This window comes from Bifidobacterium sp. B4142, assembly GCF_026537325.1.
Classification (GTDB): Bacteria; Actinomycetota; Actinomycetes; order Actinomycetales; family Bifidobacteriaceae; genus Bombiscardovia.
Window position 1 is genome coordinate 1001529 of sequence record NZ_JAFNMJ010000001.1, and the last position, 12600, is coordinate 1014128.

Here is a 12600-nt window from a genome sequence, read left to right on the forward strand (position 1 = left end):
GTCGTGCAAGCTAAGCAAGCGAAAGGAAGTGCTCATGGCTGAGCAAGCTGCACCGAGCCTGGAGGGCTGGTTCTGCCTCCACCTCTTCTGGAAGATTGATTGGGCCAAGTGGCGCAGAGCGCCGCAGGACGAGCGCCGAGAATGCCTGGATCAGTTCAAGGCCCTTGCCGCACAGCTGGACGCGGTCCAGTCCCAGGGTAAGGGAAGCCACTACTGGTGTCAAGTCAATGGGCAAAAGGCCGACCTGGGCCTGATGGTCCTCAGGGAGACCCTGGAACAGTTGCAGGAGGTCGAAACCTCCCTGGAGAAGCTGCGCTTCTCCGATTATCTGGAGCCGACCATCTCCTATGTGTCGGTCACCGAGGTGGGCCTCTACTCGGGCAAGCCGACCACTGACCGCGGTTGGTCCTACGTCGACGCCAGCCTGCATCCCAAGACGCCCGACAAGCCCTACATTTGCTTCTACCCCATGTCGAAGACCCGCGTCCCCGGCGCCAACTGGTACACGCTGCCCTACGACCAGCGCAAGGCCTATATGCACGACCACGGCAAGATCGGCCGTTCCTACGCCGGGAAGGTCTCCATCATCCTGACAGGTTCCATTGGTCTGGACGACTACGAGTGGGGCGTTACCTTGTTCGCCGACGACCCCATCGAGTTCAAGAAGATCGTCACCGAGATGCGCTACATCGAAGCCAGCTCCATCTATGGCGAATTCCCCTACTTCCTGGTAGGCACCCAGACCGATCCTGAGCGCATTGACAGGCTGCTCACGGACCAGATGGGACAGTAGCACATGACGACAAGAGAGGGAAGATCAATCCTCGCCACGCCCTTATGGTTCTTCATGGTCATCGTTTTCATCACCCAGCTGGATGGGGGAGCGGTGCCGACCATGATGCCGTCCATCACACGGACCTTCGGCCTGACCACCATCGGCTCCTCCTGGGTGGTTGGCCTGTACACCCTGGGCCTGGTGGTGGGCACTCCCATCACATCCAACCTCTCCGATGCACACGGGACCAGGAAGGTCTTCCTCTGGGAGCTGGCCTTCTGGTTCCTTGGATGTCTGATGACGGCGGTCTCGCCCAACTATGCAGTCATGCTGCTGGGCCGGTTCATCCAGTCTCTGGGAGACAGCGGCATCATGGTCCTGTCCATGAACGTCCTTCTGCAGCGCGCCCGGAGGAACAGCCAAGGCAGGAAGGTTTCCACGGTGGGCATCATCGCCGGCCTTTCCGCCATGGTCAGCCCGGTCCTTTCGGGCATGCTCCTGGGCATCACCCACGGATGGCGTGCCTACTACTTCATGATACTGCCCTTTTTAGCCATTTTGTTCATACTGGCCTGGTTCATGATGGGCGATTCCCAGACCGACCGCGCCTGGAAGACCGACTACCTGGGCCTGGGCTCCTTCAGCGTAGCTCTGGCCCTGCTGATGGTAGCAATCACCTTCCTCCAGTACGGAACCACCTACCTGCTCCTGATCATCGGATGCCTCCTGGTCGCAGTGATGGCCGGCGCGGTATTCCTGTTGCATGAGCGTAATCTGGGCGGCTCAAGCGAGACCATGCCCTTCCTGCCCATCCGCCTGCTGAAGCTGCCCTCCTATGGGCTCACCCTGCTGCTGGGAATGCTGGGAGGCATGTTCTTCTCCCTCTTCGTATACATTCCAACCTATGTCCATTCAGTCTTCGGGCTCCCGGTCCGTTCGGCCGGCATGGTCATGGTTGGCGTCGGGCTCGGTTCTGTGGTCGGGTCCTGGCTGGGCGGGCTGCTGGTCGACAAGTTCGGCTACCGGACCACGCTTGTCTTCTCATCGTCTTTGATAGGCCTGATGGCCCTGATGATCACCCTGACCCTGCACAATCTGCAGCTCTTCATGCTGCTGTCTTTCCTGATGGGGGTCGGCATGGGCTCGATGATGTCCTCGCCGCTCCAGGTGATCGCCGGAAGGCTGGCCGGGCCCGAAAACCGTATGCAGGCCATAGGCGGGCTGTCCGCTTGTAAGAAAATCGGCACCACCATCGCCCCCCTGCTCTTCGCCTCGGCCATTGAACTGGGCAAGGTGGGCGGACAGGCTGGACTGGCCTCTTACAGGAACATGTTCCTGGTGGTCATCGTCATAGCCCTGGTCAATATCGGCCTGACATACTGCATTCCATTTTCACAGAAAGAAGTTGCTGATGACTGAACCTACAGCTGTCCTCCTCATGGCGTACGGCACCCCCTACCAGGAGTCCGACATAAAGGGGTACTACACCAACATCCGCCACGGGCAGGAGCCGCCCAAGCCGCTCATGGACCAGCTGGTCGGCCGCTACAAGGCCATCGGTCTGCCCTCGCCCCTGGCCAGGATCACCACGGCCCAGCGCGACGGTCTTCAGGCTGCGCTGGACAAGGCCCATCCCGGCGCCTACAAGGTCTACGAAGGTTTGAAATACATCGCCCCCTTCATCAAGGATGCGGTCGACCAGATTGCCGCCGATGGCATCACCAAGGTTATTGGCCTGCCCCTTGCCCCGCATTACTCCTCATATTCGAGCGAGGACTACCACAACCGTGCCAGCAGGGCCATCGAGTCCCATCCGGGCATGGGATACCTGCCGGTGCGGTCCTGGTGGAACCACCAGGCACTGATCCGCTTCTGGAGCGATCAGCTGGTGGCCATGAAGGATCTGACCGACCGGCCGGACACCAAGGTGATCTTCAGCGCCCACTCACTGCCCCTGCGCATCATCCAAGGAGGGGACCCCTACAAGGATGAGGTCATCGGCCTATCCAATGCCGTGGCTCAGGCCGCCGACCTCAATGAGGACCAGTACGTGCTGGCCTGGCAGTCGGCAGGCCGCACCCAGGAGCCTTGGATCGGCCCTGATTTCGTCAATGTGGCCAAGGATCTGATCACCAAGAGCGGCATGAAGACCATCGTCTCCGCCTCCATCGGCTTCATCGCCGACAACCTGGAAATCTGTTATGACGTGGACATTGAGCTGACCAGGGCCATTGAATCAGCCGGCGGCACCCTGACCAGGTTGAACTTGCCCAACGACAGCCCCGCCCTGATTGCCGCCCTGCAGCAGGTGGTCGAAGAGACCAAGACAGAGTAGTCGTATAAGAGTAGTCACATATCTACTTGGAATTTTGTTGAGATATCGACTGTGCCCCGCCGGTTCAAACCGGCGGGGCACAGTCGATAGTCGCTCGCGGCGGCTGTCAGTCAGGCGCTCAGCCGTTGACGCGATCGATGCCCTTCTGTACGTCGGAGAGGACCGAATCCCAGGAGTCGATGAAGGCGGCGACGCCATCGGCCTCCAGCTTGTCGGTCACGTCCTTGATGCTGATGCCCAGGTCAGCCAGCTTCTGCATCACCTGGTGGCTCTCCTGATAGGTGCCCTTGACCGAGGGAGCGCCATTGCCGTGATCGGCCAGAGCATTCAGGGTCTTCTCTGGCATGGTGTTGACCACGTCAGGGGCCACCAGCTCGTCCACATACTTGCAGTCGGAGTAGGCGGCGTTCTTAGTGCCGGTGGAGGCCCAGAGCGGACGCTGACGCTTGGCTCCCTTGGCTTCCAGGCCAGCCCAGCGAGGATCGTTGTCAAAAGCCCTCTCGAAGAGCTCATAAGCCAGGCGGGCATTGGCCACAGCGGCCTTGCCCTCCAGGGACTTGGCCTCGTCAGATCCGTTGGCCTCCAACAGTTTGTCAACCGCAGTATCCACGCGGGAGACGAAGAAGGAGGCCACCGAGCCCATGTGCTTCAGGTCATGGCCGTTCTTGTCAGCCTGGACCATGCCCTCTATGAAGGCATCAATGACCTGCTTGTAGCGCTCCAGGGAGAAGATCAGGGTCACGTTGACTGAGATGCCCTTGGCCAGGGTGGCGGTGATGGCGGGTAGGCCCTCTAGGGTAGCGGGAATCTTGATCATGGCGTTGGGCCGGTCGACCTTGTTCCAGAGCTCTTCGGCCTGCTTCTCGGTCTCTTCTGTGTTGTGGGCCAGACGAGGATCGACCTCGATAGAGACGCGTCCATCCACGTAATCGGTCTTCTCAGCAACCTCGCGGAAGATGTCGGTGGCGTTACGCACGTCGGTTGTGGTTAGCTCGCGGACGGCCTCCTCAACGGGTATGCGACCCAGTTGCTTGAGCTGTTCGTCATAGGGGCCCACCTGGCTCAAGGCCTTCTGGAAAATCGAGGGGTTGGTGGTCACGCCCACCACATTGCGCTCGGCGATCAGCTGCTGCAGATTGCCCGACTCGATGCGGGTGCGGCTCAGGTCGTCCAGCCAGATCGAGACACCTGAATCGCTGGTGCGCTGGGTGTTTGCATTTTCTGCCATCTTGTCACTCCTTATTTGGGTTCCCGATGGAATCACATTCACTATGCTCTACCGGGAAGTCTATTGCTGTATTCCCCCAGGCCCGCGTTTCGGACGTGTTTTGCAGGGGAGGGGGCCGGCATCGCGGACGGCCCCCGATTAATCACGATGCCGGGTTCAGCGTGCCCGACGGACTTCCTCCAGGGATGCCTGTGCTGCTTCGACCACATGATCGGCGGTGATGCCCAGGTCGCGCATGTTCTCGTCGCCGCTGCCCTGCAGACCGAACTGCTCTATGGAGACGGGCTTGCCATAGCTGCCCAGGTACTTGTACCAGGGCGTGGCCAGGCCAGCTTCAACCGAGACGCGGGCCTTGACGGAGACGGGCAGAACAGCTTCCTTGTACTCGTCGTCCTGCTCCTCGAACCACTCAAGCGAGGGCACGGAAATGACACGGGCCTTGACGTCCTGCTCAGCCAGGGTCTTGGAGGCAGCTACAGCGAGCTGCACCTCGGAGCCGGTGGCCATGATCAGTACATCCGGCTGGCCCTCGGTGTCGACCAGCACATAGGCGCCCTTGCGAACGCCTTCACGGGCCTTGGCCTTGGTCTCTTTCAAGGTGGGCACGCCCTGCCTGGTGAGAATCATGGCTGTGGGGTGGGTGTTGCCCTTCTCGAAGAAGGCGCGATAAGCTTCAGCGGTCTCATACTGGTCGGCCGGGCGCACAACCTCCATCTGAGGGATGGCACGCATGACGGTCAGGTGCTCGATGGGCTGGTGGGTGGGGCCATCCTCGCCCAGGGCCACGGAGTCGTGGGTCCACACATACAAGTTGGGGATGTCCATCAGAGCCGCCAGACGCACCGAGGGGCGCTCATAGTCGCTGAACTGGAAGAAGGTCCCGTTGTAGGGCCTGGTGTCCGAACCCAGCAGGATGCCGTTGGTGATGGCGCCCATGGCGAACTCGCGCACGCCAAAGTGCAGCTGGCGGCCGTACTTGCTGGCCTTGGGCCACTGGACGGTTTCGTCGGCCTCGGGAGCGAAGGAAACAGCACCGTTGATGTTGGTGTTGTTGGAGCCGCCCAGATCAGCGGATCCCCCCCAAAGCTCGGGCATGATGGGGGCCAGGGCGTTGATGGCTGCGCCGGAAGCCTTGCGGGTGGCCACCTTGGAGCCGGGCTCGAAGCCAGCCTCCAAGTCGTCCAGGGCCTTGTCGAAGCCCTCGGGCAGCTTGCCGGCATGGATGCGGTCGTAGAGAGCAGCCTTGTCGGGGTTGGCCTTGCGCCAAGCCTGGAACTTCTCGTCCCAGTCCTTGTGGGCGGCTAGGCCGCGCTGAGCGACCTCGCGTGCGTGAGCCAGGGCCTCCTCGTCGATCTGGAAGCTCTGCTCAGGGTCGTAACCAAGGGTTTTCTTCAGGGCGGCGACGGCCTCGGGGCCCAGGGCAGAGCCGTGGGCTGAAGGATCGTTGGTCTTACCGGGGGTCGGCCAGGCCATCAGGGTGTCCACCTTGATGAACTTGGGCCGGTCGGTGACCTGCTCGGCCTTCTCCAGGACGGCAGCCAGGCCTTCGACGTCCTCCTTGTAGGAGCCGTCGGGCTGGATGAAGCTGAACTCGTCTGTGTACCAGCCGTAGGCCTGGTAGCGCTTGAGGATGTCCTCGCCCAGGGAGATGCGGGTGTCGCCCTCGATCTGGATGTGGTTGGCATCGAAGATGACAGTCAGGTTGCCTAGGCGCTGGTCGCCGGCCAAGGAGCTGGCCTCGGAGGAGACGCCCTCCTCGACATCGCCCTCGCCGCAGATGACCCAGACCTTATGGTCGAAGGGGGACTGCCCCTCGGGTGCGTCCGGATCCAGCAGACCACGCTCGTAGCGCTGACCATAGGCGAAGCCCACGGCCGAGGCCAGACCCTGGCCCAGCGGGCCGGTGGTCATCTCTATGCCGGGGGTCAGGCCGTACTCGGGGTGGCCGGGAGTCCGGGTGCCCGCAGTGCGGAAGCGCTTGAGATCGTCCAAGGTCAGTCCGTACCCGGAGAAGTAGAGCTGCACGTACTGGGTCAGCGAGGCGTGGCCGCCGGAAAGAATGAACCGATCACGCCCAACCCAGTCGGGGTCGTTGGGATCGTGACGGATGAAGTGCTGGTAGAGCGCGTAGGCGATGGGCGCCAGCGAAATAGGGGAGCCAGGGTGGCCGCTTCCGGCCTTCTCGACCGCGTCGGCCGAGAGGACCTTGGCCATCTTGACAGCCCGCTCATCGAGTTCGGACCATGTGAAATCTGCCATATGGTGCTGCTTTCCTTCCAATCTAGAGGTCTCCATGTTCGACTTGTGTCGAAAATGTTCGGTTACCTTCACAATGCGTTTCCATCGTATCGGTTTGAGACGACACAATTCGGCTCTTCGCGCGACGTTTTGGCACTCTCTTGGCCCGAGTGCTAATAATGAAACCATGACGGGAGAAGCGACATTGCCTAATACCAGACGCATGCTGGTGCTGCGGGCGGTTGTCGAGGACTACATTCGTTCTCGTGAGCCGGTGGGGTCGGGTTCGCTCACCAGAAGTCATCAGCTTGGAGTCAGCTCTGCCACCGTGCGCAACGACATGGCGGCCCTGGAGAGCGAGGGCTACCTGGTTCAGCCCCACACCTCCGCCGGCCGCATCCCCACCCAGAAGGGCTACCGTTACTTCGTCGACAGGTTGGCCACCATCGTGCCCCTGTCCTCCGCCCAGCGCCGGGGCATCAACGCTTTCCTGTCCGGGTCGGTCAACCTGGAGGACACCCTGCAGCACGCCGCCCAGCTTCTGGCTCAGATCACCGGGCAGATCGCCGTGGTGGCCTCGCCCTCCCTGGCCAGCTCAAACCTGCGCCGGGCCGAGCTTATAGGACTGAGCCGGGGGACCGTACTTATGGTGGTAATCACCGATACCGGCCGGGTGGTCCAGCGCACCCTGCACGGGCCCCTGCAGGAGGACCCGAACGCCTTGGCGGGCCTGTCCGACCAGATCAACCGGCAGTGCCAGGACCTGCCCCTGGACCGTGCAGCCGACCGCTGCCGCATACTGGCCGACTCCCTTACCGAGGGCCGCGACAAGTCCACGCTGCGCCTGGTGGCCGCGGTCTTCGACGAGATGGCCACCCGAGAGCAGACCAGTGGCCTCTACATGGCCGGCACCTCCCAGCTGACCCACAGCCAGGCCGTCTCCTTGGGGGACTTGGGCTCGCTGCTGGACGCCTTGGAGGAGCAGGTGGTGCTCATGCGGCTCATGCGGGCCCAGAGCGAGCTTTCGCGCGAGAGCAACGGGGTCAGCGTGGCAATCGGCACCGAGACCCGGACTCCCGAGCTAGTCCACGCCTCAGTAGTCACTAGTGGATACGGACATGCCAGGTCCAGGCAGACCGACGGCTCGGAAGCCGACGAGCCAGTGGCCTTCGTAGGCTCCATCGGCCCGACCCATATGGACTATCCGGCTACCATGAGCGCGGTTCGTGCCGTGGCCTCGTATTTGACCGGTTTCCTGGCCGGCGACGGGGAGCCATGACCGTTAAGGCAGCGGCATAAGTCATAGGTATCGTGGGCCCATGCAACTATGGGTCGAGAGGGCATCAAACGAAAAGGATGATCGGTGGCAGATTACTACGAGGTTTTGGGAGTCGAGCGCGGCGCGAGCGATCAGGACATCAAGCGTGCCTATCGCAAAATGAGCCGCAAGTACCACCCGGACATCGCCGGGCCTGAATACGAGGACAAGTTCAAGGAGGTCAACAGCGCCTACGAGGTGCTCTCGGATCCTGAGAAGCGGCGCATGTACGACGCGGGCGTGGACCCCAATGACCCCCAGGCCTCCCAGGGAGCCGGCCCCTTTGACATGGGCGACGTCTTCAACCAGTTCTTCGGCGGCGGCTTCGGGGGCACGACCCAGGGGCCCATTCCGCGCACCCAACCCGGTCGGGATGCCCTGGCCCAGGTCTCTGTGGACATGAAGACCGCCATCTTCGGCGGCGTTGTACGCACCCCCATCAGCACCTATGGCCTCTGTCAGGAGTGCGGCGGATCGGGGGCTCAGAAGGGGACCTCCCCGGTGACCTGCCCTGTATGCCATGGCAAGGGCTATGCCCAGAAGGTGGTGCGGACCCTGCTGGGGCAGATGATGAGCCAGGCTCCCTGCGAGCGGTGTGAGGGCCACGGCACCGTCATCGAGCACCCCTGCCCGGTCTGCAACGGCCACGGCCGTGTACGCACCCGCCGCGAGGTGGGCGTCAACGTGCCAGCAGGCGTGGCTGACGGCTCACGCCTGCGGTTGGCCTCCCAAGGCGAGGTGGGCGAAGGCGGCGGAGCGGCCGGCGACCTGTACGTGGACATCGCCATTAAGCCCGACAAACACTACACTCGCAGTGGCCAGGACCTGCACTGCTGGATCGCCGTGCCCATGACCTGGGCCGTGCTGGGCCACCAGGTGGACCTGGAGACATTCGACGGCCAGCGCCAGGTGGAGATCCCCGTCGGCTGCCAGCCCGACCAGGAGATCACCATCAAGGGCCTGGGTGTCACCAGACTGGGCAACCGGGAGGAGCGCGGCGACATCATTGTCCACGTGCTGGTTCAGATCCCCACCAAGCTGGACGACAATCAGCGCCGCCTGATTGAGGACTTCGCCGACAGCCACGACTCCGAAGCCAAGCAGGTCCCGCAGAGCGCCAAGCCTGCCGGAGCCGGAGGCCGCAAGGGAATCTTCGGCAAGCTCAAGGACATCTTCAGCTGATTCATCCCAGCAGCGACCGGCACATGGACCGATATTCGCTCACATAGCCGCCGCCGAAGAAGGCGCAGTGCCCGGCGATGGCGTAGAGTTGCCAGAGCGTAGTCCGGTTCTGGTAGCCGGCCACCAAGGGATGCACGCTCTGGTAGCCGTCCAGAATCTGCCCTAGGTAGGGGATGCCGAACAGCTGCAGCATGGCCAGGTCTTCCTCACGATGGCCTCCGTGGGCCGCAGGGTCGATCAGGACAGCCTGTGTCTGCCCGTCTTTCCTGGCCCACATGACGTTGCCGCTCCACAGGTCCCCGTGGACCCTGGCGGGCTTGTCATTGGCGGAGGCACCCAGCAGTTCCGGCAGGGCCTGGATCACTTCTTGGGTCATCTCCATGTCCTCGCGGTTCAGCGCCCGCCGATCCATGGCCATGCCCACCATGGGCTCCAGCCGTCCCTTGGCCCAATAGGTGGCCGGGTCGTCCCAGGCGCCCACGTCCATGGGCAGCGGATCCTGCAGGGGCCCGAAGTAGCAGGTGCCCGTGTAGCCCTCGGGCGCAGAGCCAAAGTGGTCGGCCCCGGCATCATGCATATGGGCCAGCTGGGCGCCAAAGCGGTAGGCCGCGCCAGACGTGGGGGAGGCGGAGGTTACCTCCTCAATGTCCAAATAGTCCGGGCCCCAGTCGTAGACATCCACCACTCGGGGACCGCCCTGCGCCTGAGCCTGGCCCAGCCATTGCAGACCGCGCCCTTCGCACTCGAAGAATCCCGCCGGGGCCCCGCCCCTGGATTTTCTGTAGGTCTTGGCCATGATGATCCACACCCCTAATCGTCGAGTCGTCGATTCCGACAAGATCCATTGTGGGCATTCTGCGAGACATGCCCGGCCCTTGGCTCTTCCTGCCCTGCGCGGTGGCTATGCTTGCCATTGTTGTCCGACATAGCAAGAGGGGTCCATGAATTTCTTCGAAGCCATTCTGTTCGGCCTGGTGCAGGCCCTGACGGAGTATTTTCCCGTCTCATCCAGCGCCCATATCCGCATTGTGGGTGGCCTGCTGGGCCAGGACCCGGGCGCGGCCTTCACAGCCATCATCCAATTCGGCACCGAGCTGGCGGTTCTGCTCTACTTTCGGCATGACATTGTCCGCATATTGACCCACTGGTTCCGTTGCCTGGCTGGCAAGGACGGCTCCTCCTGGCGGGAGCGGATGGGCTCCAAGGACCATGACGCAGCATTGGGCTGGTACATCATCCTGGGAACCCTGCCCATCGTCGTGGCGGGACTGCTCTTCCAGAAGATAATCGAGACCAAGCTGCGTAATCTATGGATTACCGTGGTGGTACTGATCGTCTTTGGCCTGCTGCTGGACTACTTCGACCGCCATGGCCGTCAGACCAAGGAGATCCGGCAGATGAACGCCCGTGACGCCCTGCTCTTCGGCATCGGGCAAATGCTGGCCCTGATCCCCGGCGTATCCCGTTCGGGCGGCACCATGACCTTCGGCCGCGGCTTGGGCTATACCCGCGAGGCCGCAACCCGGGTCAGCTTCCTCATGGCCATTCCCGCCGTCTTCGGCGCCGGAATCCTAGAGACGGTCAAGTCCTTGAAAAACATCAATGCAGATGCTGCTTTCCCCGGCTGGGGGGCCACCATCTGCGCCACCGTGGTCAGCTTTCTGTTGGGCTACATCGTTATCATCGCCTTTTTGAAGATCGTTTCACGCTTCTCCTACCGGGGATTTGTCATCTACCGAATCGGCCTGGCAATCTTCGTGGCCATCATGCTCATGGTCGGCGCCCTGCCTGCCGTGGGCGGCGTTGCAGCCAGCTGACCCCCTGATGAAGAACTTCGTCGAGGATCAGACGATCCCAATGTCGCGTGACAGCATTCTTTCATGTACTGCCCTGGTTTCGCGGCAGTGGAGTCAGCACACAGACCTGCATGCATTGCGCGGCCAACGGGGGATCCCGATTTTTTCTGGGAGATTTGCAACGGTTGTGCCATATAGGTTTGGCCTGTAATAGCTCATGACGGCACTAGTGCTGATGCCCCTCCTCATGGTAAATGGCAAACAAGGCCATGCGGCCATCCAGGGCATGGCAGACTTCAGGGCCTTCCGACATCGACACACGTGATCAGGCTCACATTGAGTTCACATCCTGCCTGAAATCCATAACGAGGACCAGCAATCAGCTTCCGGAATCATTGACTTTCCCGGGATTTTTGGGAATCTGTACTTACTCCACATGCCCGATTCAGGAATATCGGTCATAAAAGGCACCCGCCCCGGACGATCAGCCGGGCAGCAAAAGCAGCTTTTAACCATCATCTTGCGTTAACATGAAAATCCCTCGGCGCTTGGTTACCCCCGTGGATCAGCTGGGCCATGGACGGCGGACCGGGAACCGAAGGGCAAAAGAGAAGGTCTAGTATACGGAACTAGAGGAAGCCGTCTGGCAGGTATAGAAGTAATGGAACATATCACTCCCTCCCAAGCCTTTCGCTTCCCGCAGCACCAACCGGCGGCCGCAAACCGCCCTGTTAGGATGTTGAGGATCAGCCATGCATTTCACAGTTGACAACCTTGAAGAGATTTTTCCCCTTGCAGAATTCATGGCCGATTCCTTCGGCCCCATGGCCGAGATCGCCGTGCATGACATCACTCGCCTCGAGAATACCATAGTGTTTATTCGCAATGGTCAGCTTTCCGGACGCACCCTGGGCGACACCGTGACCAACCAGACCCGCCAACTGGCCATGCGGGCCGAACGCGATGGGGCCGACTTCGTCTCCGACTACCGCGGGCGCCGCCTGAACATGCACGAGTTCCGCGTCTCCTCATACCTGATACACGACAGGCAGCAAACCGTCATCGGCCTGCTCTGCATCAGCATCAACATCACCGAGCTGCAGCAGGCGGCCCATGTGCTGCAGACTCTGACCGAAACCGACTCCGACGATGTGCAGATCTCCACAGAAGCCTCCCGCAGCCACATGACTGAAGAGCCTCAGGAGAACATCCGTAGGATCACCAGGGAGGCGGTCCGCCAGTTCAACATTCCCATGGATAAGCTGACCAAACAGGACAGGCTGAACATCATCAGCGACATCAAGGACCGGGGCATTTTCCTGATCAAGGGCGCGGTAGGAATTGTGGCACCCGAGCTCAGGATATCCATTCCCACTCTCTACCGGTACCTGCAGGCCCTGAAATAGGGGCCAAAACAGCTAATAAGTAAAACCCCCGGCGGCAGGAGAGGGGGGTATAATTCTGCGCCGCCGGGGGAGCTTTACAACACGGCCGCCGTGAATTGCACGACAACCGGAACGCGACCCTACACGCGGGCCACGCAAGTATCACATAGGTAGAACAAAGAGTCCACGGTTTCCTCAAGCTGTGGGGGGGGGGGGGGGGGGGGGGAATAAAAAATAACCCCCCCCCACAAAATTACCCAAAAAGCCCCCGACCTTTATGACACAAAAACCAACATAAAAGACCCCACGGGTAAAAAATTTTAAAGCAAGGCCCCCCCACAAA

The 12600-nt window shown here is 61.5% G+C and carries 10 protein-coding genes; 7 read left to right on the top strand and 3 right to left on the bottom strand.

The window, feature by feature from the left end; genetic code table 11:
* Positions 1-34: 34 nt before the first annotated feature.
* Genes hemQ through hemH form a run of 3 tightly spaced genes read left to right on the top strand, consistent with a single transcriptional unit; the run spans position 35 to position 3110 of the window.
* Positions 35-793, top strand: a complete 759-nt coding sequence (gene hemQ, locus J3U06_RS04470) for a hydrogen peroxide-dependent heme synthase (RefSeq protein ID WP_267399944.1) — start codon at positions 35-37, stop codon at positions 791-793.
* Positions 794-847: 54 nt separating this feature from the next.
* Positions 848-2194, top strand: coding sequence for an MFS transporter (locus J3U06_RS04475; RefSeq protein WP_267444428.1), 1347 nt, complete (start codon positions 848-850; stop codon positions 2192-2194).
* Positions 2187-3110, top strand: coding sequence for a ferrochelatase (gene hemH / locus J3U06_RS04480; RefSeq protein ID WP_267444429.1), 924 nt, complete (start codon positions 2187-2189; stop codon positions 3108-3110). The genes J3U06_RS04475 and hemH overlap by 8 nt, the downstream gene beginning before the upstream one ends.
* A 118-nt stretch (positions 3111-3228) precedes the next feature.
* Here the strand turns inward: hemH and tal are convergent, their stop codons facing one another.
* Together tal and tkt are read right to left on the bottom strand one after the other, a co-directional pair.
* Positions 3229-4338, bottom strand: coding sequence for a transaldolase (gene tal, locus J3U06_RS04485; protein ID WP_267399950.1), 1110 nt, complete (start codon positions 4336-4338; stop codon positions 3229-3231).
* 156 nt (positions 4339-4494) lie between these two features.
* Positions 4495-6597 carry a transketolase gene (tkt, locus tag J3U06_RS04490; RefSeq protein ID WP_267444430.1) on the bottom strand — a complete coding sequence of 701 codons (2103 nt, stop codon included), beginning with the start codon at positions 6595-6597 and terminating at the stop codon, positions 4495-4497.
* Positions 6598-6781: 184 nt separating this feature from the next.
* Here tkt and hrcA point away from each other — a divergent pair, with 184 nt between their 5' ends.
* Positions 6782-7855, top strand: a complete 1074-nt coding sequence (hrcA, locus tag J3U06_RS04495; protein ID WP_267400256.1) for a heat-inducible transcriptional repressor HrcA — start codon at positions 6782-6784, stop codon at positions 7853-7855.
* Positions 7856-7939: 84 nt separating this feature from the next.
* A complete protein-coding gene (gene dnaJ / locus J3U06_RS04500; protein ID WP_267399954.1) occupies positions 7940-9076 on the top strand; it encodes a molecular chaperone DnaJ in 1137 nt (378 codons plus the stop codon).
* A gap of 1 nt (position 9077) precedes the next feature.
* Here dnaJ and J3U06_RS04505 read toward each other — a convergent pair whose 3' ends face one another.
* Positions 9078-9872, bottom strand: coding sequence for a fructosamine kinase family protein (locus tag J3U06_RS04505; RefSeq protein ID WP_267444431.1), 795 nt, complete (start codon positions 9870-9872; stop codon positions 9078-9080).
* Between the two features lie 145 nt (positions 9873-10017).
* Here J3U06_RS04505 and J3U06_RS04510 point away from each other — a divergent pair, with 145 nt between their 5' ends.
* Together J3U06_RS04510 and J3U06_RS04515 are read left to right on the top strand one after the other, a co-directional pair.
* A complete protein-coding gene (locus J3U06_RS04510) occupies positions 10018-10893 on the top strand; it encodes an undecaprenyl-diphosphate phosphatase (protein WP_220235834.1) in 876 nt (291 codons plus the stop codon).
* A gap of 731 nt (positions 10894-11624) precedes the next feature.
* Entirely contained in the window at positions 11625-12278 is a 654-nt protein-coding gene (locus tag J3U06_RS04515; RefSeq protein WP_267399957.1) for a helix-turn-helix transcriptional regulator, read from the top strand.
* Positions 12279-12600 lie beyond the last annotated feature (322 nt).

Coding starts and splice junctions, on each gene's coding strand:
- hemQ (WP_267399944.1), top strand. CDS start 35: ATGGCTGAGCAAGCTGCACCGAGCCTGGAGGGCTGGTTCTGCCTCCAC.
- J3U06_RS04475 (WP_267444428.1), top strand. CDS start 848: ATGGTCATCGTTTTCATCACCCAGCTGGATGGGGGAGCGGTGCCGACC.
- hemH (WP_267444429.1), top strand. CDS start 2,187: ATGACTGAACCTACAGCTGTCCTCCTCATGGCGTACGGCACCCCCTAC.
- tal (WP_267399950.1), bottom strand. CDS start 4,338: ATGGCAGAAAATGCAAACACCCAGCGCACCAGCGATTCAGGTGTCTCG.
- tkt (WP_267444430.1), bottom strand. CDS start 6,597: ATGGCAGATTTCACATGGTCCGAACTCGATGAGCGGGCTGTCAAGATG.
- J3U06_RS04505 (WP_267444431.1), bottom strand. CDS start 9,872: ATGGCCAAGACCTACAGAAAATCCAGGGGCGGGGCCCCGGCGGGATTC.
- J3U06_RS04510 (WP_220235834.1), top strand. CDS start 10,018: ATGAATTTCTTCGAAGCCATTCTGTTCGGCCTGGTGCAGGCCCTGACG.
- J3U06_RS04515 (WP_267399957.1), top strand. CDS start 11,625: ATGCATTTCACAGTTGACAACCTTGAAGAGATTTTTCCCCTTGCAGAA.